Origin of the sequence: Mesorhizobium sp. M0778 (assembly GCF_040320105.1) — a bacterium.
GTDB lineage: Bacteria > Pseudomonadota > Alphaproteobacteria > Rhizobiales > Rhizobiaceae > Mesorhizobium.
Genome location: NZ_JAMYPA010000031.1, coordinates 25,862 through 49,121 on the forward strand (window position 1 = coordinate 25,862; position 23,260 = coordinate 49,121).

Below are 23,260 nucleotides of genomic sequence, written 5' to 3' on the forward strand. Positions count from 1 at the left end.
TTATGAACGAGATCATTTGCCCGAACCGGCGATCTGGTCGCCGTCGCGGGTCAGGTAATAGGCAGCGAGGATGGGAAGCAGCGTCACCAGCACCACGACCATCGCCACGACATTGGTGACCGGACGCTGGCGCGGACGGATCAACTCTTCGAGCATCCAGATCGGCACCGTTTGCTGCTGGCCGGCGGTGAAGGTGGTGACGATGACCTCGTCGAAGGACAGCGCAAAGGCCAGCATGCCGCCGGCCAGCAGCGCGGTTGCGATGTTGGGCAGCACGACATGCCGAAAGGTCTGGAAACCGTCGGCGCCGAGGTCCATCGACGCCTCGATCATCGAGCCGGACGTGCGGCGGAAACGGGCGACCGCATTGTTGTAGACGACGACCACGCAGAAGGTGGCGTGGCCGAGCACGATCGTCCAGAACGAGAACGGGATTTCGGCCAGCGCGAACGCCGAGCGCAGCGCGATGCCGGTGATGATGCCGGGCAGCGCGATCGGCAGGATCACCAGCAGCGAGATGGTTTCGCGGCCGAAGAATTTTGTGCGGGACACGGCGGCGGCGCACAGCGTGCCGAGGACCAGCGCGATGGCGGTCGAGATCGCCGCGACCCGTACAGACAGCGACAGCGCCTGCCAGACGTCGGGGCGGTTCCAGGTGATGGCGAACCATTGCGTGGTCAGGCCCGGCGGCGGCCAGACGAAGCTCTTCTCCTCGGTGGTGAAGGCATAGACGAAGATCAGCAGAATCGGCAAATGCAGGAAAAGCAGGCCCCCGGTGGCAGCGAGCTTCAGGCCGATCGGCGCGGATTGGCCGCGGTCAGAGCGCATCGAAGGCCCCCATGCGCTTGGCGCCCCAGAGATAGAAGCCCATGATGACGATCGGCACCACAGTGAAGGCGGCGGCGAGCGGGATGTTGCCGGCGGTGCCCTGCTGCGAATAGACGGCCTGGCCGATGAACAGCCGCGAGGTGCCGATGATCTGCGGAATGATGTAGTCGCCGAGCGTCAGCGAGAAGGTGAAGATCGAACCGGCGACGATACCCGGCAATGCCAGCGGGAACAGCACGTTGCGGAAGGTCTGGCCGGGTGACGCGCCGAGATCGGAAGAAGCCTCGACCAGATTGCCCGGCACGCGCTCGAGGGCCGCCTGCACCGGCAGGATCATGAACGGCAGCCAGACATAGACAAAGACGATGAAGGTGCCGGTGGACGATACCGACAGCGAGTTGCCGCCGACGATCGGCAGCGACAGCCAGGCATCAAGCAGCCACAGAAGATGCAATTTGGCCAGCAGCCACGTCAGGATGCCTTCCTTGGCGAGGATCAGCTTCCAGGCATAGATCTTGACCAGGTAGCTCGACCACAGCGGCAGCATGACGCCGAGATAAAACAACGCCTTCCAACGGCCGCGCGCATAGCGCGCCGCGTAATAGGCGATGGGAAAGGCAATGACCGCCGACGCAAACGTCACCAGCGCCGCCATCGTCACCGTGCGCAGGATGATGTCGAGATTGGCGGCCTGCAGCAGGTCGCCATAAGTCTTCAGCGTGAACTCGCGGTTGATGAGGCCGGAGAACTCGTCGATCGAGAAGAAGCTCTGCAAAAGCAGCGCGAACAGCGAGCCGATATAGACGATGCCGAGCCAAAGAACCGGCGGCAGCAGCATGAGCAGAAGCAGGAGTTGGGGCCGGCGCCAGAAGAGGTCGGAGAGCGCGCCGCGCAGGCCGCCGCTTCCCGGCAGGATGGCGGGGGTCGTGGCCCGCGGCATGGCGGCGTCCAGGCTCATCCCAGCTCGTCCATCAGATGCAAATGCTCGCGGTTGAAGGTGAGCACCACCGCCTCGCCTTCCCTGGGCAAGGCAGCACCCGCCGGCACGATGGCATGCAGCCGCAAGCCTTCGGCATCGAGCGCCAGTCTTATCGTCGCGCCGAGATAGTTGGTCGACACCAGGCGAGCCGCAACGCCGTCGCCCTTGGCCGCCCGGCCGATGCGAATGGATTCAGGGCGCAGGCTGCCCCAGCGATGCTGGCCGGCATAGCGCTGGACGAAATCCGGCGGCAGTACGTTGGACGAGCCGACGAAATCGGCGACGAAGCGGGTCTTGGGGCGCTGGTAGATGTCTTCCGGCGTGCCGATCTGCATGATCTTGCCGTCGTTGAAGACGGCGACGCGATCGGCCATCGACAGCGCCTCGCCCTGGTCATGGGTGACGAACACGAAGGTGATGCCGAGCGCCTTCTGCAGCGATTTCAACTCCTCCTGCATGTTCTCGCGAAGCTTGAGGTCGAGCGCGCCGAGCGGCTCGTCGAGCAACAGCACCTTGGGCTGGTTGACCAGCGCACGGGCGAGCGCGACGCGCTGGCGCTGGCCGCCGGAAAGCTGGCCAGGGCGACGCGCGCCGTAGCCGGGAAGCCGCACCAGCGCCAGCGCTTCTTCCGCCGCCTTTTGCCGCTCCGGTCTGCCGACGCCCTTGACCATCAGCCCATAGGCGACGTTGTCGAGCACGTTGAGATGCGGGAACAGCGCATAATCCTGGAACACGGTGTTGACGTTGCGGCGATAGGGCGGCACGCCCTCGGCGCGTTCGCCGAAGATCGAGATCGAGCCCGCCGTCGGCTGCTCGAACCCGGCGATGAGGCGCAGGCACGTCGTCTTGCCCGAGCCGGAAGGCCCGAGCATGGCGAAGAACTCGCCCGGCACGATGTCGAGATCGACCGCGTCGACGGCACGCACGCTGCCGAAATGGCGGGAGACTTTTTGGAAAGAAACGGCGAAGGTCATGGGTTGTCCTGATCTGTCAGGCTCATCAAATTCAGGGTAGCGCTGCCCCTCATCCGCCTGCCGGCACCTTCTCCCGTAGTGGACGGGGAGAAGGGAGGCGCTCCAACGCTGGCGACCCCCCGTTCTTCACGGGGAGAGGGTAAGGGTGAGGGGCAGCGCCGAGCTTCGTAGGTGAGACGAACTCACCGTCCGCCGATGACGCCGATATAGTCCGACACCCAGCGGTAATAGGGCACGCACTGGTCGTTCTGGGTGGCGCATTTCGAGACCGGCGTCTTCCAGAAGTTGATCTTGTCGAAATTGTCGTAGCCGTTGGTCTTGCAGCCCTCTTCGCCGAGCAGTTCGTTGCCCTTGCAGGCGGCGGGCACCACCGGCAGCGAGCCGAACCAGGCGGAGACGTCGCCCTGCACTTTCGGCGACAGCGAATGCTCAATCCACATGTAGGCGCAGTTCGGGTGGGCCGCATCGGCCTCCATCATGGTGGTGTCGGCCCAGCCGGTGACGCCCTCCTCGGGAATGGTCGAGGCGACCGGCTTCTTTGCCGCGATCAGCGTGTTGACCTGATAGGGCCATGAACCGGAGGCGACGACGCCTTCGTTCTGGAAATCGTCGACCTGGATGGCAGCGTCATGCCAGTAGCGTCCGACCAGCGTACGCTGGACGCGCAGCAGGTCGAGCGCAGCCTTGTACTGGTCCTCAGTCAGTTCGTACGGATCCTTGATGCCGAGCTCCGGCTTGTGGGCCATCAGGTAGTTGGCGGCATCAGCAATGTGGATCGGCCCGTCATAGGCCTGGACGCGGCCCTTGTTCGACTTGCCGTCGGGTAGCTTCATTTCCTCGAACACGATGTTCCAGCTCTTCGGCGCCTCCTTGAACACTTCGGTGTTGTACATCAGCACATTCGGCCCCCATTGGTACGGCACGCCGTAATGGACACCGCCGACGGTGAACCAGGGCGCATCCTTCAGCCGGTCGTCGACCGTCTTCCAGCTCGGGATGAGGTCGGTGTTGATCGGCTGGACGCGCTTGCCCGCAACCAGGCGCAGCGAGGCGTCGCCCGAGGCAGTGACAAGGTCGAAACCGCCTTCGTTCATCAACGAAACCATCTCGTCGGAGGTGTTGGCGGTCTTGACGTTGACCTTGCAGCCGGTTTCCTTCTCGAACGAGGTGACCCAATCATAGCCCTTGTCGGTTTCGCCGCGCTCGATATAGCCCGGCCAGGCGACGATATTGACCTCGCCTTCACCCTTGCCCAGCTCCTTGACCTGGGCGATGGCCTGGCCGGAGAAGGTCAGCGCGACCGTCAAGGCAGTGCATGATTTCAGCAATGAATTCATCGTCGATCTCCCATTTTGCATGACCTCGAAACCGGTTTCGGTTTTCGGAAAAGGTCATGCGCCCGTTCAAACGTTGGATGCGCGGCTCTAAGGGGCCGTGCTCCTGCGGCAGCTTTGTTCCCTGGCTCAAAAGTGCTGCGAAATTTCCGGTTTCGCAAATTCATTTATCAGAAAGCCGATATCGGTTTTTCCGATACATCACCGGCCGATCTTCTCGGGCCGTTGGCGCACCATGCGCTGCGACTGGGCAAGTCCGATGAAGTCGCGCGCCGCCTGCGGCAGGCCGGAGCCGCGCCGCCAGACCATGCCGACCTGGACGACCGGCAACGATCCCGAAATATCGCGCGATTCGATGCGGTCGCCTTCCAGCGACCATGGCCGGTAGACGAGGTCCGGCAGCAGCGCCACGCCGGCGCCGGTGGCGACGAGACTGCGCACCGCTTCGACCGAGCGGGTGCGGAATGCGACGTGCGGTTTGGCGCCGATCGCCGTCAGCAGCTTTCCGGTATTCTCCTCGATCTCGTCGACGGTCAGCATGATCAGCGGTTCCGAGGCGATATCGCCGATGCCGATGATGTCGGCACCGGCCAACGGATGGCCGAGCGGCAGCCACAGCCGGTAGGCCGAGACTTCGAGGATTTCGGACTGCAGCGCGGTGCGGTCGCGCAGGTTCGAGGTGACCATGACCGCAATGTCGAGCTTGCCGCCGATCAACAGGTGCTCGAGATAGTCGCCATTGTCCTCGATCGCCGAGACCTCGACACCCGGATAGGCGCGGCGGTAGCGGGCAAGAAGATCGGACAGCACATAGCCGGCGACCAGCGAGGTGACGCCAAGTTGCAGCCGCCCGCTTGCCGCGATCTGTTCGCCGAAGAACGCGCGGCGCGCATCGGAAACGTCGGCAAGGATCTTCCTCGCATGGCGCAGGAACTGGTGGCCCTTGTGGGTGATGTTCAGCCCGCGCGGGTGGCGCTCGAACAGCTCGACGCCGAGATCGTGCTCCAGCTCCTTGATCGCCTCGGTGACCGAGGATTGCGAGATCGACAGATTCTGGGCGGCGCCCGACACCGTGCCTTGCTCGGCGACGGCGATGAAGAACTGCAATTGGCGGATGGTGAAAGCCATGGCCGGACTAAACACGGCAGAGGCGGCGCTGGGAAGTGGGTGCTGGTGCCGTTCTCCCGATAGAGCTCAGTCCTCGCTTCCGCCATCCGCAATGCTGAGCCGCGCGCCGGCCTGGGCAAGGGCGGCGGCGATGTCATGCGGCGGCGGACGGTCGGTCGCGAGTTCGGAAAAGCCGTCGAAGCCGCAGACCTGAACCAGACCCTGCCGGCCGAATTTGCTGTGGTCGGTGACGACAAGCGAACGCTGGCCGCGCGACAGCACCATGCGGGCGAACTCAGCCTCTTCGAGGTCATAGTCCATGACACCCGTGATGGCATCGACCGCGCCGGTCGAAATCACCGCGTGGCTGACGGAGAAGCGGCTGACGAATTCGATGGCTGAGACGCCGAAAGCAGCACCGGAATCGCTGCGCAGCTCGCCGCCGGCCATATAGACCTTGTTGCCGTTGACGGTGGCCAGCGTGCGGGCGATGTCGGAGGAATTGGTGACGACCGTCAGCCGCCGGTGGCCGAGCAGCTCGCGGGCCAGGAAGCTCGTGGTCGTGCCGGTGTCGAGCATGATCGACTCGCCGTCGCGGATGGTGGCAGCGACCATGCGGGCAATTGCCCGCTTGGCATCGGCGTTCTCACGCATGCGCCGCTCGAACGGCGCTTCGCCGGCAATCGACGGCAGGCCGACGGCGCCATGCATCTTGAGGATGGAACCATCGCTGGTCAGTGGCTTGACATCGCGGCGTACCGTCTCCAGCGAGACGCCCAGCCGGTCAGCCAGGCTGGCAATGGTGACGGTGCCTTCCTCCTTGAGGAGGCGCAGGATTTCGCCATGCCGCTTCGAGTGGCCCATCGGTTCCAACCGGTCGAATTGTTGCACCATTGACCGTTTCTACGGCATAAATGCCACTTACTCCAAGATATTTCGCAAAATTCGGGCAAAAAAGCAGAAAACACCACAATTTCGCGTTGACAACGTCTCCAGCCTGGCGCGACATTATCGCTGTGACAAGCTCGGAACGGAGGCCGACGGCTGAGCCGCACGAAAAATTGCCTGCCTGAACGCCTGGGAAATCCTCGGGTGCGAGGGAACCGAAAATTAGGATCCGCGGGGGCGGATGCCGGCGTCGAAGAACCCGGCACAAAGGGGCTCGTCGGTGCGGTGCGGGATACCGATCCCGAGATCTGCACCGACGAGATCTTCGCGTTGCCTCCATTCCTCCGTCCGATTGTCATCGCTGGCCAGCCATGACATGCGTGGAAAATTGACCCAATGTTGGACGAGATCGTGACTGTCGAAGACCGCATCCGCGCGCTGCCTTGCTGGACCGGCAGCATCGACATTGCGCCGCTGCCGGGCGGGTTGAGCAATGCCAATTACCTGGTCAAGGACGCGGCCGGGCGGCACGTCGTGCGCATCGGGCAGGACTATCCGTTCCACCATGTCTTTCGCGAGCGCGAGATGATGACCGCGCGGGCAGCACACGCGGCAGGCTTCGCTCCGGCCGTCCGCTACACCGGACCCGGCGTCATGGTGACGGAGTATCTCGGCGCCAAGGCCTATGTCGCGCAAGACGTGCGCGCCGATCTCGGCCGCGTCGCCGCGTTGCTGCGCGGTTTCCACCGGGAGATGCCCGGTCATGTCTCCGGCGCTGGCTTCATGTTCTGGGTATTCCACGTCATTCGCGACTATGCGCGCACGCTGGAGGAAGGCGGCAGCCGCAAGCTGGGCGAATTGCCACGCCTGCTGACGCTGGCGGACGAGCTCGAGCGCGCGCAAAAACTGCTGCCGATCGTCTTCGGCCACAACGATCTTCTGCCGGCTAACATAATCGATGACGGTCACAGGCTATGGCTCATCGATTTCGAATATGCCGGCTTCAACACCGCGATGTTCGACCTTGCCGGCGCGGCTTCCAATGCCGGCATGAGCGACGAGGAATCCTTCGCCTTCCTGACCGCCTACTTCATGAAGGAGCCGGACGAAGCGATACGGCGCTCGCACGCCGCCATGCAATGCGCGTCGCTGCTGCGCGAGGCGATGTGGGGCATGGTTTCCGAGCTCTACCTCGATGCGCCCGGCGTCGACTACGCCGCCTACGCCGACGAAAACCTGGCGCGGCTCGAAGCCGCCCTGGAAAACTACAGGACAAAATACGGGATGCGGCCATGACCTTGCCCGCCCACGCCGGCATCGTCGTCATCGGCGGTGGCATCATCGGCTGTTCGACGGCCTATCATCTGGCGCGCGACCACAAGGCCGAAATCGTGCTGCTCGAACAGGGCAAGCTGACCTCGGGCTCGACCTGGCATGCTGCCGGGCTGGTCGGTCAACTGCGCTCGTCGGCGTCGATCACGCGGGTGCTCAAATATTCGGTCGATCTCTACAAAGGGCTGGAAGCCGAAACCGGCCTTGCCACCGGCTGGAAGAAGACCGGCTGCCTGCGGCTAGCCACCAATGCCGACCGCTTGACCGAGTATAAGCGGCTGGCAACGACGGCAAAGAGCTTCGGCATGGATATGCATCTGCTGTCGCCGGCCGAGGTCAAGGAAATGTGGCCGCTGCTGGAAACCGGCGACCTCGTCGGCGCTTCTTGGCTGCCCAGCGACGGTCAGGCAAGCCCTTCCGACATCACCCAGTCGCTGGCCAAGGGCGCGCGCATGCACGGCGCAAAATTGTTCGAGGAGGTGCGGGTCACCGGCTTCGAAATGAGAGACGGCCGCATCACCGCGGTGAAGACCAGCAAGGGCGATATCGCCTGCGACAAGGTGGTGAACTGCGCCGGGCAATGGGCGCGGCAGGTGGGTGCGCTCGCCGGCATAAACGTGCCGCTGCAGCCGGTGAAGCACCAGTACATCATCACCGGGAGGATCGACGGCTTGGCGACCGATGCGCCGACGATTCGCGACCCCGATCGCCGCACCTATTTCAAGGAGGAGGTCGGCGGGTTGGTGATGGGCGGCTACGAGCCGAACCCGCAGGCCTGGACGACCGGTCTGCCCGGCGGCGATGTGCCGGACGATTGGGAGTTCCGGCTGTTCGACGATGATTACGATCATTTCGAGCAGCATATGAGCCAGGCGATCGAGCGTGTCCCGGCGCTCACCAATGTCGGCGTCAAGCAGATGATCAACGGTCCGGAGAGCTTTACGCCGGACGGCAATTTCATCCTCGGTGTGGCGCCGGAATGCCCCAATATGTTCGTCGGCGCCGGCTTCAACGCCTTCGGCATTGCATCCGGCGGCGGCGCCGGCTGGGTGCTGGCGCAATGGGTGGTCGACGGCGAGGCGCCGCTCGATCTGTGGGTGGTCGACATCCGCCGCTTTTCCGATCTGCACCGCGACCGGCAATGGGTCCGAGACCGCACGCTGGAAGCCTACGGCAAGCACTACACGATCGGCTTCCCGCACGAGGAATATGTCAGCGGCCGGCCACGCATCGTTTCGCCTTTATACGAACGGCTGCAAAAACATCGCGCCGTGTTCGGCTCGAAACTTGGCTGGGAGCGGCCGAACTGGTTCGCGCCGGAAGGCATCGAGCCGAAGGACCTCTATTCGATGGGCCGGCAGAACTGGTTTTCACCCGTCGGCGACGAGCACCGCCACGTGCGCGAAAAGATCGGCATTTTCGACCAGTCGTCTTTCGCCAAATACGAAATGACCGGTGCCGACGCGCTGAAGGCGCTGGACTGGATCTGCGCCAACGACGTTGCCAAGCCGGTCGGCCGGCTGACCTACACGCAGCTCCTCAACACGCGCGGCGGCATCGAGGCCGATTTGACCGTGGCGAGGCTCGATGAGGAGAAATTCTACATCGTCACCGGCACCGGTTTCCGCACGCATGATTTCTCCTGGATTGCCGATCATATCGGCAGCGAGTTCGACGTGACGCTGACCGACGTCACCGAGGAGTTCGGCACATTGTCGCTGATGGGGCCGCGCGCCCGCGACGTGCTGTCAGCGGTGACCGATGCCGACGTCTCGAACGCCGCCTTTCCGTTCGGCCATGTTCGCGAGATCGCCATTGCCGGCCACGTCATTCGGGCACTGCGCGTCACCTATGTCGGCGAGCTCGGCTGGGAGCTGCATGCGCCGATCGCGGCGACGGGCGAGGTTTTCGACGCGCTGATGACGGCGGGCGCTGTCCACGACATTCGCCCGGTCGGCTATCGGGCGCTGGAATCGCTGCGGCTGGAAAAAGGTTACCGCGCCTGGGGCGCCGATATCACGCCCAACGACACGCCGCAGGAGGCCGGCCTCGGCTGGGCGGTGAAGCTCAGGAAGAACACCGATTTCCTCGGCCGGCGGGCGCTTGAAAAGCTCGACGGCGCGGCGCTCAGGAAACGTTTTGCCGGCTTCACAGTCGATGATCCGGATATCGTGCTGCTCGGGCGTGAGACCATCCTGCGCAATGGCGAGGCCGTCGGTTATCTCACCAGCGGCGGCTATGGCTACACCGTCGGCAAGAACATCGGCTACGGCTATGTGCGCAATGCCGATGGCGTCGGCGATGATTTCCTCACCTCCGGCGATTACGAGCTGGTGGTGGCGATGGAACGGACGCCGGCTAAAATCCACCTCGAGCCGCTTTACGATCCGGCGGGAGCAAAGGTGAAGGCCTAGAGCCTTCCGGTTTCAGCCTCAGTTCACGATGAGCACCAGCCCCCGGCTGGGCACCGTATCGGCCTCGCCTGGCATCGAGACATAGGGCGGCGTCTCCTCGGCGCGGGTGACGGTGCCTTGCGCCTCGAGCTCGGCGATCCGCGCGGCAAAACCCGCATCCCACAGCGTGTTCTTCACCGTCAGCACGATCACCCCGCCCGGCCGGCAGATGCGGATCAGCTCGTCCAGACCCTCGGCCCCGACATGGCCGGACGTGAAGACGCCGGCTGAGATGATCCCGGCATAGGCATCGTCCACGAAAGGCAGCGGCGCGCCAAGCGCCAGGCAATGAAGGGCCGAATAGACGCCTTTGCGCGCGGCTTGCGCCAGCATGCCTTCCGAAATGTCGAGCGCCTCGACCTGCGGATAACCGGTGATGGCAAGCCATTCGCCGATGAGCCCGGTGCCTGCGCCAGCATCGAGGAGAGGAGCGGCGCCGCGCGGCAGATGGCGGGCCAGCAAGGCAAGGCAGATGGTCGGATGGCGATAGCCGGCCGCCGACATGTCGGCGTCATAGGTGCCGGCCCAGCTGTCGTAGAGCGCCGCGACGTCTTCCGGTCGCTTCGCCGCATAGGCTGCGGCGAGCGCGCTCTGCTGTTTGCTGTCCGTCATCGCTTTCCGTCGCCTGGTATCGATCTGCGACGCGATCATAGCCAAACGGCGAAAACTGTGGAACCGTCGTCGCGACAATAAAGACTGGAAAAGGAGCGAAAGCCATGGCGGACGACCAGGCACGCGCCGCACTTGCGGCCATTCCGATGCTGGCCGGTTATGACGGCCCGCTGGAACGGCTCGGCGGCCTGACCAACCTCGTCTTCAGGGGTAAGGATTTCTGCCTGCGTATCCCCGGCAAGGGTACCGAGGAATACATCAACCGCGCCAACGAGGCAGTGGCGGCGCGGGAAGCGGCGAAGGCCGGCGTCAGCCCGGAAGTGCTGCATGTCGATGCCGAGACCGGCGTGCTGGTGACCCGCTTCATCGCCGGCGCCGAGACGATGTCGCCGGAAAAATTCAAGACCCGACCGGGCAGCCCGGCACGCGCCGGCAAGGCCTTTCGCAAACTGCACACATCCGGCGCGGTGTTCCCCTTCCGCTTTGAACTGTTTGCGATGATCGATGATTATCTGAAAGTGCTGTCGACCAAGGACGTCGCCCTGCCTGCCGGCTACCACGATGGGGTCCGCGAAGCGGAAACCGTGCGCTCGGCACTTGCGGCTCATCCTCTGCCAATCGTCGCCTGCCACTGCGATCCGCTCTGCGAAAACTTTCTCGATACGGGCGACAGGATGTGGATCGTCGACTGGGAATATTCCGGGATGAACGATCCGCTCTGGGATCTCGGCGACCTCAGCGTCGAAGGGCAATTCGACGCCGGGCAGGACGAGGAGATGATGCTGGCCTATTTCGGCGGCGAGCCGAGACCGGCGGAGCGCGCCCGCATCGTCATCTACAAGGCGATGTGCGACCTGTTGTGGACGCTGTGGGGCTTGATCCAGCTTGCCAACGGCAATCCGGTCGACGATTTCCGCGCCTACGCCGACGGCCGCTTCGCGCGCTGCAAGGCACTGATGGAGACGCCGGAATTTTCACGGCATCTCGCGGCGGTGCGCCAGGGTTAGTTCACACCCTTCGGCACGTTTTCGGGCGGCACCGTGTCGACCACCTTCTGGCGGTGGAAGATGAACAGGCCGGCCAGCACGACAATGGCCGAGCCGACCAGGATGCGTGGCCCAGGCACATCGCCGAAGAAGGCCGAGCCGAAGACCACTGCCCACAACAGCAGGCTGTAATGCAGCGGCGCCAAGGTCGAGGCAGGCGCAAGCTTCAATGCCCTGGTGATCATCAGATGCGCGCCGCAGGAGACAATGCCCAGAAGCAGCATGGCGCCGAAATCGAGCGAGGACGGCGTCTTCCAACTGCCGATGGTCAACGCAGCGCCGACCAGCAGCGTGCCGATGGTTTGCCAGGTGACCAGCGAGGTGTCGCTGGTGCCGCGCAGTCGCCGGTTGAGGATGATGGCGAAGGCAAAGGAAATGCTGCCGGCGAGCGCGAACATCGACGACAGCGACAACGCCGCCGAAGCGGCTTCAGCATGATCAGCACGCCGCAGAAGCCGACCAGGATAGCCGCCCAGCGGCGCCAGCCGACCCTTTCGCCGAGTAAAAAGTGCGACAGCGCCGCGACGTAGATCGGCCCGGCCATGTAGAAGCTCATCACATCGGCGAGCGGCAGATAGACGACTGCCGCGTAGAACAGCGCCGTGTCGAGCGTCGTCATCACCACGCGCAGCAGCTGCAGCTCCGGCCGCTCCATGCGAAACAGCTTGGCCGCACCCTGATGTGCAATCATCGCCCGAGTATGAAAAATGCGCCGATCGAGCGGATCAGCACGACCTGGCCGACGGAAAAACTGGCGACCAGCCACTTGCCCATCGCGTCGTTCAGCGCAAACAGGAAATCGCCGGCGAGCATCAGCAGGATGCCGGCCAGCAGCACGTTCCTGATCGTCGAATTCTGGGCTGCAGGCTGCGCCATTCCGTTACCGGTTCCTCGCCGTGGATACGGTGACCCGCGTCGTAGTCGCTAGCAGCGGCCGTGACGAGGCGAAAATCGAGAATTCGGTAAGACCAGCGCCGGAAATCGGCTGGACTAAGCGTGGCGCCGGTTCACGGTGCCCGGCCTTCCGGCGATCGAAAGCCGCGTGTCCTGCCGGCTGCGCTCGGCCACCACCTTGCCCCTGGCAATGACCCAGAGACGCTCGGGGCGCAGGCGCAGCGCCTCGACCGGGTTGCCGGCATCGAGAACGATCAGGCTGGCGCGCTTGCCGACGGCCAGGCCAAGGTGGTCGAGGCCCATGATGGCGGCATTGACGTTGGTGACCATGTCGAAACAGCACGCCATCTCGGCCGGGCTCGACATCTGCGCGACATGCAGGCCCATGAAGGCGACGTCGAGCATGTCTGCGGTGCCCAGCGAATACCAGGGGTCGAGCACGCAATCCTGGCCCCAGCCGACGCGGATCCCGTGCGCCAGCATTTCCTTGACCCGCGTCAAGCCGCGGCGCTTGGGAAAGGTGTCGTGGCGGCCCTGCAGCATGATGTTGATCAGCGGATTGGGGATCGCCGAAACGCCGGCCTCGGCGATCAGCGGCAACAGCTTCGAGACGTAGTAATTATCCATCGAATGCATCGAGGTGAGGTGCGAGCCGGCCACTCTGCCCTGCAATCCAAGCCGCTGCGTCTCATAGGCAAGCTGCTCGACGTGGCGCGACAGCGGATCGTCGGTCTCGTCGCAATGCAGGTCGACCATCAGGCCGCGCTCGGCCGCGATCTCGCAGAGCTCGGTGACGGAGCGCGTACCGTCGGCCATGGTGCGCTCGAAATGCGGGATGCCGCCGACGACATCGACGCCCATGTCGAGCGCGCGGGTGGTGTTGTCGCGCGCCGTCGGCGAGCGGTAAAACCCGTCCTGCGGGAAGGCGACCAATTGCAGGTCGATATACGGCGCAACCGTCTTCTTCACGTCGAGCAGCGCTTCCACCGCCAGCAGGCGATCGTCGCAGACATCGACATGGGTGCGGATGGCGAGCAGGCCCATCGACACCGCCCAGTCGCAATAGGCAAGCGCACGGTCGCGCACCGCCTCGTGGGTCAGAAGCGGCTTCAGCTCGCCCCACAGAGAAATGCCTTCGAGCAACGTGCCCGAGACATTGATGCGGGGAATGCCGAGCGAAAGCGTGGCGTCCATATGGAAATGCGGATCGACGAAAGGCGGCGAGACCAGATTGCCATGGGCATCGATCGCCGTGCCGGCGCTGATGTTGAGCTCAGGCTCGATCGCCGCGATCGTCTCGCCGACGATGCCGATATCGGCGATCCTGCCGTCGGGCAGCGTCCCGCCGCGCACCACAAGGTCGAAATCCATTTATCGCCACCTCGTTGAAGAATGATGCCTATTCCGGCACGTACCGCACCGCACCCTTGGCAGCACTGGTTGCCATCGCCGCATAGGCGCGCAAGGCCATCGTCACCTTGCGCTTGCGCTTTTCCTCGGGCTTCCAGGCAGCCGTTCCCTTCGCCTCCATCGCCGCGCGACGGGCGATGAGTTCCGCGTCGTCGACAGCCAGCCGGATGGTGCGGTTGGGGATGTCGATCTCGATCGTGTCGCCTTCCCTGACCAGCCCGATCAGCCCGCCTTCCGCCGCTTCCGGCGAGACGTGGCCGATCGACAGGCCGGAGGTGCCGCCGGAAAAACGCCCGTCGGTGATCAGTGCGCAGGCTTTGCCGAGACCCTTCGATTTAAGATAGCTGGTCGGATAGAGCATTTCCTGCATGCCGGGGCCGCCGCGCGGCCCTTCATAGCGGATGACGACGACATCGCCGGCCTTGACCTCGTTCGACAGGATCGCCTTGACGCTGGCGTCCTGGCTTTCGAACACTCTTGCCGGACCGGTGAATTTCAGGATCGATTCATCGACGCCGGCAGTCTTCACGATGCAGCCGTCGAATGCGAGATTGCCTTTCAGCACGGCGAGGCCACCATCCCTTGAGAAAGGATGTTCGGCCGAGCGGATGACACCTTTCTCGCGGTCGAGATCGAGATCATCCCAGCGGCGGTCCTGGCTGAACGCGACTTGCGTCGGCACGCCGCCGGGTGCCGCCAGGAAGAAATCGCGGACATTCTGGCTGGTGGTGCGCGAGATATCCCAATGGTCGAGCGCTTCGCCGAGGCTCGCGGTGTGCACCGTCGGCAGGTCGCGGTTGATCAGCCCGGCGCTATCCAGCTGGCCGAGGATCGCCATGATGCCGCCGGCGCGGTGGACATCCTCCATGTGGACGTCGGCCTTGGCCGGAGCCACCTTGCAAAGCACCGGTACCCGCCGCGACAGCCGGTCGATGTCCTCCATGGTGAAGTCGACCTCGCCCTCATGTGCTGCGGCAAGGATATGCAGCACGGTGTTGGTCGAACCGCCCATGGCGATGTCGAGCGTCATGGCGTTCTCGAAGGCGCCCTTCGAGGCGATGCTGCGCGGCAGCGCGGTGTCGTCGTCCTGCTCGTAATAGCGCTGGGCGAGATCCACGATCAGATGGCCGGCCTCGACGAACAGGCGCTTGCGGTCGGCGTGCGTCGCCAACGTCGAGCCGTTGCCGGGTAGCGAGAGGCCGAGCGCCTCGGTCAGGCAGTTCATCGAATTGGCGGTGAACATGCCCGAGCACGAGCCGCAGGTCGGGCAGGCCGAGCGCTCGATGATCTTGACGTCCTCGTCGGAGATCTTGTCGTCGGCGGCGGCGACCATGGCGTCGACCAGGTCGAGCGCCTGGCTCTTGCCGGCGAGCACCACCTTGCCGGCCTCCATCGGTCCGCCGGAGACGAAGACAGTCGGGATGTTGAGGCGCAGCGACGCCATCAGCATGCCCGGCGTGATCTTGTCGCAATTCGATATGCAGACCATGGCGTCTGCGCAATGCGCGTTGACCATGTATTCGACGGAATCGGCGATCAATTCGCGCGACGGCAGCGAATACAGCATGCCGTCATGGCCCATGGCGATGCCGTCGTCGACGGCGATGGTGTTGAATTCCTTGGCGACGCCGCCGGCCTTCTCGATCTCGCGGGCAACCAGCTGGCCGAGGTCCTTGAGATGGACGTGGCCCGGCACGAACTGGGTGAAGGAATTGACCACGGCGATGATCGGCTTGCCGAAATCCGAATCCTTCATCCCGGTGGCGCGCCACAGGCCGCGGGCGCCGGCCATGTTGCGGCCATGGGTGGTGGTGCGGGAACGGTAGGCGGGCATTGAACTGTCCTTGCTGTCTGCGTCGCACCCAAAGGTGCGGAAAACCGGAATTGAGCCGCAGGTCTTATAGACGCCACGCTCTGGTCTGGCCACAATTTTGCGCTGCCCCAGGTAGCGGAACGAGCGGCCAGCCAACGACGCAGCCGGTCCAGACCGCAAAAAAGTCAGAGGTGCTGTCGGATCGTGTTTTGCTCGAGCGTCCTTGGGCAGACGGCAGGAGCGGGGCATCAATCACCAGCCGGCCGTTTCGAAAGCAAACAAACCAGCCCGAGGAGCAAGAGAATGCAAAAGATCACCACCTGCCTGTGGTTCGACGACCAGGCCGAGGAGGCCATGAACCACTACGTTTCCATCTTCAAGAATTCGAAGGTGCTGAGCGTGATGCGCTGGCCCAAGGGCAGCGGCGATCGTGAGGGCAAGGTGCTGATGGTCTCATTCGAGCTCGACGGCGTTCCGTTCCAGGCCCTCAACGGCGGCCCGCAATTCAAGTTCACCGAGGCGGTCTCGCTCTCCATCGACTGCAAGACGCAGGAAGAGGTCGACTATTTCTGGGACAGGCTCATCGCGGGCGGTGGCGAGCCCAGCCAGTGCAGCTGGCTGAAGGACAAATTCGGCCTCTCCTGGCAGGTCGTTCCCGAGCAGCTGCCCAAATTGCTGTTGGACCCCGACAGGGAAAAGGCCGGCCGCGTGATGCAGGCGATGATGCAGATGACCAAGATCGACGTCGCCAAGATCGAAGAGGCGGCCAAGGCGTGAACGAACGCGATCTTCCCTTCTCCCCCTGTAAGGGACCTGTTGCTCATGACTGCGCAACAGGTCCGCAAGGGGAGAAGGAAAGCGCCGCATCAAGCCGCTCTGTCGCGGACCTGGTAATCCTTCACCGCCGCGAAGCGGATCGCCTTCCAGCGTTCGGCTTCGTAGTTTAGCGAGAAGGCGTGCTGGGCGAGGAACACTGGATCATTGTCGAGGTCGCGGGCGATGTCGCCGCGATGCGCTTCGATGAAGCGCTGGAGTTCGGCCCTGTCGTCGGCCGATATCCAGCGGCAGACGGAAAAGCGCGACATCTCGAAATCGACCGGCAGCGTGTATTCGAAGTTCAGCCGCTCCTTTAGCACGTCGAGCTGCAAGGCGCCGACGACACCGACGATGGCCGGCGAGCCGTCCTCCGGCGAGAACAATTGCACGACGCCTTCCTCGGCCATCTGATGCAGCGCCTCCTTGAGTTTCTTGGCTTTCATAGCGTCGCCGAGGCGAACGCGGCGCAGGATCTCAGGCGCGAAATTCGGCACGCCGCGAAACAGGATCTCCTCGCCCTCGGTCAGCGTGTCGCCGATGCGCAGCGTGCCGTGGTTGGGGATGCCGACCACATCGCCGGCGAACGCCTCGTCGGCGGTGACGCGGGTGCGGGCGAAGAAGAATTGCGGCGCCGACAGGCTCATCGGCTTGCCCGTGCGCACCAGCTTGGCCTTCATGCCGCGCTCGAGCTTGCCGGAGCAGACCCGGACGAAGGCGATGCGGTCGCGGTGGTTGGGGTCCATATTGGCCTGGATCTTGAAGACGAAGGACGTCATCTTGTCCTCGGTCGCCTCGACCTTGCGGCTGTCGGCCTCCTGCGCACGCGGCGGCGGCCCATAGGCGCCGAGCGCCTGGATCAGGTCGCGCACGCCGTAATTGCGCAGCGCCGAGCCGAAATAGACCGGCGTCAGATGGCCCTCGCGGAAGGCATCGAGGTCGAGCGGGCGGCAGGCTTCGCGCGCCAGCTCCAGCTCTTCGATGAAAGCCTCGCGCTCGTTCTCCGGCAGCAGGCCGGCAACGCGGTTGGAATCGGGGCCGTGGACCGGCGTGCGCTCCTTTTCGGCGTCGCCCTTGCGCACCGCGTTCAGCGCCAGATGGTAGGTGCCGGAAAAGGTCTTGCCGCGGCCGATCGGCCAGGTGATCGGTGCTGTGTCCAGCGCCAACTTCTGCTCGATCTCGTCGAGGATATCGAACGGGTCGCGGCTTTCGCGGTCCATCTTGTTGACGAAGGTGATGATCGGGATGTCGCGCAGCCGACAGACCTCGAACAGTTTCAGCGTGCGCGGCTCGATGCCCTTGGCGGCGTCGATGACCATGACCGCACTGTCGACCGCCGACAGCGTGCGATAGGTGTCGTCGGCGAAATCCTCGTGGCCTGGCGTGTCGAGCAGGTTGAAGACAGTGTCCTCATATTCGAAGGTCATCACCGAGGTGACCACCGAAATGCCGCGCTCGCGCTCGATCTTCATCCAGTCGGAGCGGGTCTGGATACGGTCCTTCTTGGCCTTGACCTCGCCGGCAAGCTGGATCGCGCCGCCGAACAAAAGCAACTTTTCGGTGAGCGTGGTCTTGCCGGCGTCGGGGTGCGCGATGATCGCGAAAGTGCGGCGGCGCGATACCGCTTCTGTAATCATTTCGGACATTTTTCAGGATTTCCGTGTGAGGCCGGCTTCTAGCAGCGGAGTGCAGAGCTGTCGACCTCTCCGGCGGCAGTGGCCATGCTCCGGCGTCAGGCCGGTTCGGTCGCACGGCTCTCAGTGGCTATCTCGGGAATCCACTCGGCAATTGCGGTGCCGATCTTGTCGGCATGGTCCTCCTGCAGATAATGCGCGCCGGGTCCGAGATCGATCAGGCGGCAATTCTTCAGCCCAGCCGCGAATTCCCGGGCCGCCTGCGGCGAGACGAGGGCGCCGGGATCGCCTGAGAAAAGCAGCTTCGGGTAGGAGGAAGCCCGGAGCGCCCAATGGTCGTGCTCACTGATGGCGGTGACATCGGCAGGCTGGCCTTCGATCGGCAGGTCGCGCGGCAGCCGCAGGACCGGCTTGCGCGATTGCGGTGTCGGGAAGGGCGCCCGGTAGGCGGCCATTTCCTCATCGCTCATAGTGCGCAGCACAGCGGCCGGCAGCACCCTTTCGACGAAGACGTTGTCTTCCAAGACAAGCTTCTCACCGACGCCAGGCGTGCGCATTGCCTTGAACAATTCGCGCGCCTGCGGACGCTGGTGGAAATCGTCCCAGCTCTCGAAGGGGCGGATGAATTCCATGAAGGCGAGTCCGAGGATCCGCTGCGGCCGCCGGGCCGCGAGATGGAAGGCGAGTGCGGTGCCCCAGTCCTGCGCGACGACCACCATGTCGGCGACGCCAAGCGCCTCAAGGAAAGCATCGAGATACCGGACGTGGTCGAAGAAGCGATAGTCGATGTCCGGCTTGCCGGACTGGCCATAGCCGATCAGGTCGGGTGCGATGCAGCGGCCGAACGGCGCCACATGCGGGATGATGTCGCGCCAGACGTAGGATGACGTCGGGTTGCCGTGCAGGAAGATTACCGTCGGGCCAGCCGTGCCTGCCTCGACATAGGAGATGGTGGAATCGAGTACCGCGACTTGCGAGCGCGGCAACATTGTGCGGGATTGCTGCTTTTCGAGTTTCGGGTTCATCGGATCAGCTCCCTTTTGCGAAGACTGTTTTGAAGACGATGTTCTTGAAACGCTCGAGCGGCTCGGGACTGCGCTCCACCTTCATGCGCAGCATCGCGCCTTGCCAGGAGCTCAAAAGGAAATCGGCGAGATCCTCGGCATCGAACGCGTCGGTGATGTCGCCGGCCGCCTGGCCCTCGGCGATGCATTCGGCGAAGGGCTTGCGCCAGCGTTCGAAAATGGCGACGAGTTGCAGCCTCAGCGCCTCACTGTGAGCCGCCGTCTCGAGGCTGAGATTGCCGATCATGCAGCCCCGTGCCCAATCATGCGCCTCCAGTTTCGACGTGATGATTTCGAGATAGCGGCGCAAGCGGCCGACCGGAGCCGTGCCGTCCCGGGTGAGGGCCTGCTCCACCAAGCCGCTCACATAGGCGAAATAGCGGTCCAGGACCTCGCCGGTGAACGCCTCCTTGGAGGCAAAATGATTGGTGAAGGACCCCGGGCGGGCATCGGCCGCGGCGACGATGTCGCGTATGCCGGCGGACGAATAGCCGGAATTCCAGATGGTTTTGAAACCAGCGTCGAGAAGCTTTAAGCGAAGTGAATGTCTAGCCATATCCATACAATACGTACGTACGTATTAAAGTCAAGAAGCATATTTGATACCGCGCGCTCTTGGCAGAACCCACGGGCAATGGCATCGCGGTGGTGGCGTTGGAACGAGGAGTGAAGCATGACAGAGGCGAAAGAAGTGATTGTCACCGGCGCCGGCATCATGGGCGCCTCCATCGCTTGGCACCTGACCAAGGCCGGAGCAAAGGTGACGGTCATTGCCGGCAGCGGCGCCGGCGGCGTCGCGACGCCGAATTCCTTTGCCTGGATCAATGCCAGCTGGGGCAATCCGGAGCCCTATTTCCGGCTGCGCATTCGGTCGATGGCCGAATGGACGCGACTGGCGAACGAGGTGCCCGGCATCCCGTTGCAATGGTGCGGCGGCCTGTGCTGGGACCTGCCACGTCCCGAACTTGAGGCCTATGCGGCCGAGCACTCCGCCTGGGGCTACGGCATCGAGCGTGTCGACCGTGCCGGAGCTGCGCGCATCGAGCCCAATCTGACCGAACTTCCCGACTTCGCCCTTTATGTCGCCGAGGAAGGTGTCGCCGAGCCGGTCGCCGCCACGCAAGCACTGCTGGCCGACGCCGAACGGCGCGGCGCGCGGCTGCTGACAGGAGTTACCGCGACCGCGCTTGTGCGGGCCAACGGCCAGGTCTCCGGTGTCGACACATCCGCCGGGCGGATTGTTGCCGACGAGGTGGTGATCGCGGCCGGAGCCGGCTCTCCGGCACTAGCGGCAACAGCCGGGATAGAACTGCCGATCGGGACACCGCCCGGCCTGATCGTGCATTCGCGCCCCTACCAAAAGCTGCTCAACGGCCTGGTGATCGGCGACCGACTGCATATGCGCCAGACCGCGGAAGGCCGCATCATCGCCGGCTCGGATTTCGGCGGCGCCGATCCCGGCATGGATGCCGCGGCGACCGCCCGCGACCTGTTTGCGGCGATGAAGGCCATGCTGCGCGGCGCAGATGGGCTGGAACTCGATTTCCACACCATTGGCTACCGGCCGACGCCGGTCGACGGCTTTCCGATCATCGGCCGCGCCGAAGGCGGGGGCGGCGTCTACGTCGCCGTTATGCATTCCGGCATCACGCTGGCACCGGCCGTCGGCCTGTTCGCCGCCCGCGAGATCCTCGACGGCGATCGCGATCCGCTGCTTGATCCCTACGGGCTGGCGCGGTTTACTCAATAACCGGGCGGGCGGCGAAAGCCGCCGGCCAGCGGCTCGATTGCCTTGGCGATCCCGAGCAGGCGCGACTCCGACCAGCGTTTGCCAACAAGCTGTAGTCCGATGGGCAGGCCATTGCTGTCCTGTCCGCGGGGCAGCGACAGTGCGGGATGGCCGCTGTAGTTGAACACCGCGCCATAGGCCGGCAGCATCCAGTAGCTTTGCTCGCTATCGTCGACCTCGATCGGCGTTCCCGGCTCGCAATGCGGGAAGGCGGTGACCATTGCGACCGGGCACAGCAAGGCGTCGCAACCGTCGAAGAACCGATCCCACGCCAGGATGGAGCGGTCGCGGCGGGCGAGCGCCTCGAACCAGCGCGAGACCGGCGTCGGCTTCTCCGGTGGTTCGGGCTGCGCCGCCTCCAGCATCATGCCGATCAGGACGCCGCCCTGCTCCAGGTCGTCGTGCAGGTCGAGCTCCGGCAATTTGGCTTCCTCGACGATGGCGCCCGCGGCCTGAAGCTCTTTTGCCAGACTTTCGACCACCGCGCTGATCTCGCCGACCACCGGAAAGCCCGGAAAGGACGGCGCGATGGCGATGCGCAAATTCCTGAGATCCAACTCCGGCATGCTTTCGACCGGTACCGGCGCAAGGTCGGTGTCGCTTCCATCCGGCCCGGCAATGAGGCGGTAGATCAGTACCAGGTCTTCGACGCTGCGCGCCATCGGTCCGAGGCAGGAGATCCGCCGGACGCTGCGCGGCGCGCCGCCTGGATCGGGGAAGGCGCCGGCGAGCGAGACGCGGTGCTCGGTCGGCTTGAGGCCGTAGACGCCGCAAAAGGCAGCGGGCAGCCGGATCGAATCCTGCATGTCGGTGCCGACCTCGAACGGCGTCATTCCAGCGCTGAGCGCCGCCGCCGCACCGCCACTGGAGCCGCCGGCGGTGCGCTGGAGGTCCCAAGGATTGCCGGTACGGCCGAACAGCGGATTGCTCGACTGCCAGTCACTAAGCATTGTCGCCACGTTCGTCTTGCCCACCAATATGCCGCCTGCCGCCTTCAGCCGTGCAACGACTGGACTGTCTGCCCTCGCGGCATAGTCGGCGAAGGCCGGGAAGCCGACAGTGGTTCTCATGCCCGCGGTTTCGTGCGTGTCCTTCAGTGTGAACGGCACGCCGTGCAGCGGCCCAAGGGCTTCGCCGCGCGCCTGCGCTTCGTCGGCCTTGCCGGCGCGCTGCCGCGCACCTTCCCGATCGAGGGTTACGACGGCATTGACCGCCTCATTGTGCCTGTCGATCTGCGCCAGATGCGCGTCCAGCGCTTCCACAGCGGAAATCTTGCGGTCACGAATGGCGGCAACCAATTCTGTGGCGGAGGAAAAGGCGAGGTCCATGACCAATACTCCGGCTTGCCAGCGGCGCCAGCCTCACCAAATGGCGGGCAACGGCGCGTCTTCAAGCCGAGTTCAGCATTCGAGGACAGGCGGTGCTTGATCGGAATTGCGCTGCCTGCTGCAATCGGCGCTGTCCTGCGACGCGTAGCGAGGAATCTACACGGCCAGCGCCAGCTTTGCCGCGGCGGGCACAAACGGACGAATGCTCATGCCGTCTCTGCCGATGGTGACGAAGCTCGAGGGCGGAATCGCCTGCCAGTCGCTGCCGTCGCGGTCGAAGGGTTCCGACACGACGCAACGGCCTCCGCCATTGCGGAAGGCGGACGTGTAGAGCGTCGGCGCGTGGCCGTCGCTCGTATAGCGCACCGCGTAAAGCGATTGTCCGTCGGAAAAAGCCGCCGTCAATTTCAGCGCCGGCTCGAAGCCGCCGCGGCGCGAGGCGTCGATGACGCGGCTGGTGGCGCGCGATACGGCGCCCTGCGGATCACCTGCCAGGTCCTCTTCGGTCATCATCAGAAAGAACAGTTCCGAATCCGTGGCGCCCTCACGCTGGTCGAAGGCGGCGTCGGAGAGCGAATTCTCCAGCGCGCGACGGATCTTTTCGAAGCCGCCGATCTGGCCATTGTGCATGAACGACCAGCGGCCCGAAATGAACGGATGACAGTTCATGCGGCTGGTGGCGCCACCGGTCGAAGCCCGGATATGGGCGAGGAACAGGCCTGACTTGATCTGCCGGCACAGGCTTTTCAGATTGGGGTCCGACCAGGCCGGCAGGATGTCGCGATAGAGGCCGGGCTCCGGTCGGTCGCCATACCAGGCCAAGCCAAAACCATCGCCATTGGTCGGCGATTTGGCTTCCTGGGCGCAGTGGCTCTGGGCGATCAGCGAGTGGCAGGGCGCCGTGACGATGTCTTCGAGAAAGACGGCTTCGCCGAGATAGGCGGCCCACCGGCACATAGCGC

At 64.2% G+C, this 23,260-nt stretch carries 19 protein-coding genes and 1 pseudogene; 5 read left to right on the plus strand and 15 right to left on the minus strand.

The window, feature by feature from the left end:
- Positions 1 to 12: 12 nt before the first annotated feature.
- The 6 genes from NKI22_RS28775 to NKI22_RS28800 form a co-directional block, all read right to left on the minus strand.
- Entirely contained in the window at positions 13 to 828 is an 816-nt protein-coding gene (locus tag NKI22_RS28775) for an ABC transporter permease (protein ID WP_023717951.1), read from the minus strand.
- The gene (locus NKI22_RS28780; RefSeq protein WP_023717950.1) at positions 818 to 1,768 is read right to left on the minus strand and encodes an ABC transporter permease; all 951 of its coding nucleotides are present in this window, start codon (positions 1,766 to 1,768) and stop codon (positions 818 to 820) included. Before NKI22_RS28780 ends, NKI22_RS28775 begins: the two co-directional genes overlap by 11 nt.
- Positions 1,769 to 1,782: 14 nt before the next feature.
- On the minus strand, positions 1,783 to 2,781 hold the full coding sequence (locus NKI22_RS28785) for an ABC transporter ATP-binding protein (protein WP_023717949.1): 999 nt from the start codon (positions 2,779 to 2,781) through the stop codon (positions 1,783 to 1,785).
- Between the two features lie 182 nt (positions 2,782 to 2,963).
- Positions 2,964 to 4,118 (minus strand): ABC transporter substrate-binding protein, encoded by a 1,155-nt coding sequence (locus tag NKI22_RS28790; RefSeq protein ID WP_352817067.1) that lies wholly within the window; start codon positions 4,116 to 4,118, stop codon positions 2,964 to 2,966.
- A gap of 198 nt (positions 4,119 to 4,316) precedes the next feature.
- Positions 4,317 to 5,243 carry a LysR family transcriptional regulator gene (locus tag NKI22_RS28795; RefSeq protein WP_023717947.1) on the minus strand — a complete coding sequence of 309 codons (927 nt, stop codon included), beginning with the start codon at positions 5,241 to 5,243 and terminating at the stop codon, positions 4,317 to 4,319.
- A gap of 66 nt (positions 5,244 to 5,309) precedes the next feature.
- Complete coding sequence (locus NKI22_RS28800) at positions 5,310 to 6,086, minus strand: DeoR/GlpR family DNA-binding transcription regulator (RefSeq protein WP_352548939.1); 777 nt, start codon at positions 6,084 to 6,086, stop codon at positions 5,310 to 5,312.
- A 435-nt stretch (positions 6,087 to 6,521) separates the two neighbouring features.
- Between NKI22_RS28800 and NKI22_RS28805 the strand changes: the two genes are divergently transcribed.
- The gene (locus NKI22_RS28805; RefSeq protein WP_023717944.1) at positions 6,522 to 7,406 is read left to right on the plus strand and encodes a phosphotransferase family protein; all 885 of its coding nucleotides are present in this window, start codon (positions 6,522 to 6,524) and stop codon (positions 7,404 to 7,406) included.
- Positions 7,403 to 9,856: a GcvT family protein gene (locus NKI22_RS28810; RefSeq protein WP_023717943.1), complete on the plus strand. Its 2,454-nt coding sequence runs from the start codon at positions 7,403 to 7,405 to the stop codon at positions 9,854 to 9,856. Before NKI22_RS28805 ends, NKI22_RS28810 begins: the two co-directional genes overlap by 4 nt.
- An 18-nt stretch (positions 9,857 to 9,874) precedes the next feature.
- On the opposite strand, the gene NKI22_RS28815 is transcribed toward NKI22_RS28810, so the two are convergent.
- A complete protein-coding gene (locus NKI22_RS28815; RefSeq protein WP_023717942.1) occupies positions 9,875 to 10,507 on the minus strand; it encodes a class I SAM-dependent DNA methyltransferase in 633 nt (210 codons plus the stop codon).
- Positions 10,508 to 10,611: 104 nt separating this feature from the next.
- Between NKI22_RS28815 and NKI22_RS28820 the strand changes: the two genes are divergently transcribed.
- Positions 10,612 to 11,514: a phosphotransferase family protein gene (locus NKI22_RS28820; protein WP_023717941.1), complete on the plus strand. Its 903-nt coding sequence runs from the start codon at positions 10,612 to 10,614 to the stop codon at positions 11,512 to 11,514.
- Here the strand turns inward: NKI22_RS28820 and NKI22_RS28825 are convergent.
- From NKI22_RS28825 to ilvD, 3 genes and pseudogenes are all read right to left on the minus strand, one after another.
- Positions 11,511 to 12,429, minus strand: a pseudogene (locus tag NKI22_RS28825) (DMT family transporter). The gene NKI22_RS28820 and the pseudogene NKI22_RS28825 sit on opposite strands and share 4 nt — an antisense overlap.
- A 114-nt stretch (positions 12,430 to 12,543) precedes the next feature.
- Positions 12,544 to 13,818: an amidohydrolase family protein gene (locus tag NKI22_RS28830; RefSeq protein ID WP_031193659.1), complete on the minus strand. Its 1,275-nt coding sequence runs from the start codon at positions 13,816 to 13,818 to the stop codon at positions 12,544 to 12,546.
- Positions 13,819 to 13,846: 28 nt separating this feature from the next.
- On the minus strand, positions 13,847 to 15,691 hold the full coding sequence (ilvD, locus tag NKI22_RS28835; RefSeq protein ID WP_352548904.1) for a dihydroxy-acid dehydratase: 1,845 nt from the start codon (positions 15,689 to 15,691) through the stop codon (positions 13,847 to 13,849).
- A gap of 282 nt (positions 15,692 to 15,973) precedes the next feature.
- On the opposite strand from ilvD, the gene NKI22_RS28840 reads away from it, so the two are divergent.
- Positions 15,974 to 16,447 carry a VOC family protein gene (locus tag NKI22_RS28840; RefSeq protein ID WP_023717939.1) on the plus strand — a complete coding sequence of 158 codons (474 nt, stop codon included), beginning with the start codon at positions 15,974 to 15,976 and terminating at the stop codon, positions 16,445 to 16,447.
- A gap of 89 nt (positions 16,448 to 16,536) precedes the next feature.
- Here the strand turns inward: NKI22_RS28840 and NKI22_RS28845 are convergent, their stop codons facing one another.
- The 3 genes from NKI22_RS28845 to NKI22_RS28855 all read right to left on the minus strand — a co-directional run bounded on the left by NKI22_RS28845 (position 16,537) and on the right by NKI22_RS28855 (position 19,737).
- Entirely contained in the window at positions 16,537 to 18,129 is a 1,593-nt protein-coding gene (locus NKI22_RS28845; protein ID WP_352817071.1) for a peptide chain release factor 3, read from the minus strand.
- Positions 18,130 to 18,215: 86 nt separating this feature from the next.
- Positions 18,216 to 19,142, minus strand: coding sequence for a haloalkane dehalogenase (locus NKI22_RS28850; RefSeq protein ID WP_352484940.1), 927 nt, complete (start codon positions 19,140 to 19,142; stop codon positions 18,216 to 18,218).
- A gap of 4 nt (positions 19,143 to 19,146) precedes the next feature.
- A complete protein-coding gene (locus NKI22_RS28855) occupies positions 19,147 to 19,737 on the minus strand; it encodes a TetR family transcriptional regulator C-terminal domain-containing protein (protein WP_352716829.1) in 591 nt (196 codons plus the stop codon).
- 117 nt (positions 19,738 to 19,854) lie between these two features.
- On the opposite strand from NKI22_RS28855, the gene NKI22_RS28860 reads away from it, so the two are divergent.
- Positions 19,855 to 20,931 (plus strand): NAD(P)/FAD-dependent oxidoreductase, encoded by a 1,077-nt coding sequence (locus NKI22_RS28860; RefSeq protein ID WP_352791990.1) that lies wholly within the window; start codon positions 19,855 to 19,857, stop codon positions 20,929 to 20,931.
- On the opposite strand, the gene NKI22_RS28865 is transcribed toward NKI22_RS28860, so the two are convergent.
- Together NKI22_RS28865 and NKI22_RS28870 are read right to left on the minus strand one after the other, a co-directional pair.
- Positions 20,925 to 22,298: an amidase gene (locus tag NKI22_RS28865; RefSeq protein WP_352959330.1), complete on the minus strand. Its 1,374-nt coding sequence runs from the start codon at positions 22,296 to 22,298 to the stop codon at positions 20,925 to 20,927. The genes NKI22_RS28860 and NKI22_RS28865 overlap by 7 nt on opposite strands.
- A gap of 156 nt (positions 22,299 to 22,454) precedes the next feature.
- The gene (locus NKI22_RS28870) at positions 22,455 to 23,255 is read right to left on the minus strand and encodes a class II glutamine amidotransferase (protein WP_352484936.1); all 801 of its coding nucleotides are present in this window, start codon (positions 23,253 to 23,255) and stop codon (positions 22,455 to 22,457) included.
- Between the last annotated feature and the right edge of the window lie 5 nt (positions 23,256 to 23,260).

What these genes read in the sequence shown, in the direction of transcription:
- NKI22_RS28775 (WP_023717951.1), bottom strand. Translation starts at nt 828, where the DNA reads ATGCGCTCTGACCGCGGCCAATCCGCGCCGATCGGCCTGAAGCTCGCT.
- NKI22_RS28780 (WP_023717950.1), bottom strand. Translation starts at nt 1,768, where the DNA reads ATGCCGCGGGCCACGACCCCCGCCATCCTGCCGGGAAGCGGCGGCCTG.
- NKI22_RS28785 (WP_023717949.1), bottom strand. Translation starts at nt 2,781, where the DNA reads ATGACCTTCGCCGTTTCTTTCCAAAAAGTCTCCCGCCATTTCGGCAGC.
- NKI22_RS28790 (WP_352817067.1), bottom strand. Translation starts at nt 4,118, where the DNA reads ATGAATTCATTGCTGAAATCATGCACTGCCTTGACGGTCGCGCTGACC.
- NKI22_RS28795 (WP_023717947.1), bottom strand. Translation starts at nt 5,243, where the DNA reads ATGGCTTTCACCATCCGCCAATTGCAGTTCTTCATCGCCGTCGCCGAG.
- NKI22_RS28800 (WP_352548939.1), bottom strand. Translation starts at nt 6,086, where the DNA reads ATGGGCCACTCGAAGCGGCATGGCGAAATCCTGCGCCTCCTCAAGGAG.
- NKI22_RS28810 (WP_023717943.1), top strand. Translation starts at nt 7,403, where the DNA reads ATGACCTTGCCCGCCCACGCCGGCATCGTCGTCATCGGCGGTGGCATC.
- NKI22_RS28815 (WP_023717942.1), bottom strand. Translation starts at nt 10,507, where the DNA reads ATGACGGACAGCAAACAGCAGAGCGCGCTCGCCGCAGCCTATGCGGCG.
- NKI22_RS28820 (WP_023717941.1), top strand. Translation starts at nt 10,612, where the DNA reads ATGGCGGACGACCAGGCACGCGCCGCACTTGCGGCCATTCCGATGCTG.
- NKI22_RS28830 (WP_031193659.1), bottom strand. Translation starts at nt 13,818, where the DNA reads ATGGATTTCGACCTTGTGGTGCGCGGCGGGACGCTGCCCGACGGCAGG.
- ilvD (WP_352548904.1), bottom strand. Translation starts at nt 15,691, where the DNA reads ATGCCCGCCTACCGTTCCCGCACCACCACCCATGGCCGCAACATGGCC.
- NKI22_RS28840 (WP_023717939.1), top strand. Translation starts at nt 15,974, where the DNA reads ATGCAAAAGATCACCACCTGCCTGTGGTTCGACGACCAGGCCGAGGAG.
- NKI22_RS28845 (WP_352817071.1), bottom strand. Translation starts at nt 18,129, where the DNA reads ATGTCCGAAATGATTACAGAAGCGGTATCGCGCCGCCGCACTTTCGCG.
- NKI22_RS28850 (WP_352484940.1), bottom strand. Translation starts at nt 19,142, where the DNA reads ATGAACCCGAAACTCGAAAAGCAGCAATCCCGCACAATGTTGCCGCGC.
- NKI22_RS28855 (WP_352716829.1), bottom strand. Translation starts at nt 19,737, where the DNA reads ATGGCTAGACATTCACTTCGCTTAAAGCTTCTCGACGCTGGTTTCAAA.
- NKI22_RS28860 (WP_352791990.1), top strand. Translation starts at nt 19,855, where the DNA reads ATGACAGAGGCGAAAGAAGTGATTGTCACCGGCGCCGGCATCATGGGC.
- NKI22_RS28865 (WP_352959330.1), bottom strand. Translation starts at nt 22,298, where the DNA reads ATGGACCTCGCCTTTTCCTCCGCCACAGAATTGGTTGCCGCCATTCGT.
- NKI22_RS28870 (WP_352484936.1), bottom strand. Translation starts at nt 23,255, where the DNA reads ATGTGCCGGTGGGCCGCCTATCTCGGCGAAGCCGTCTTTCTCGAAGAC.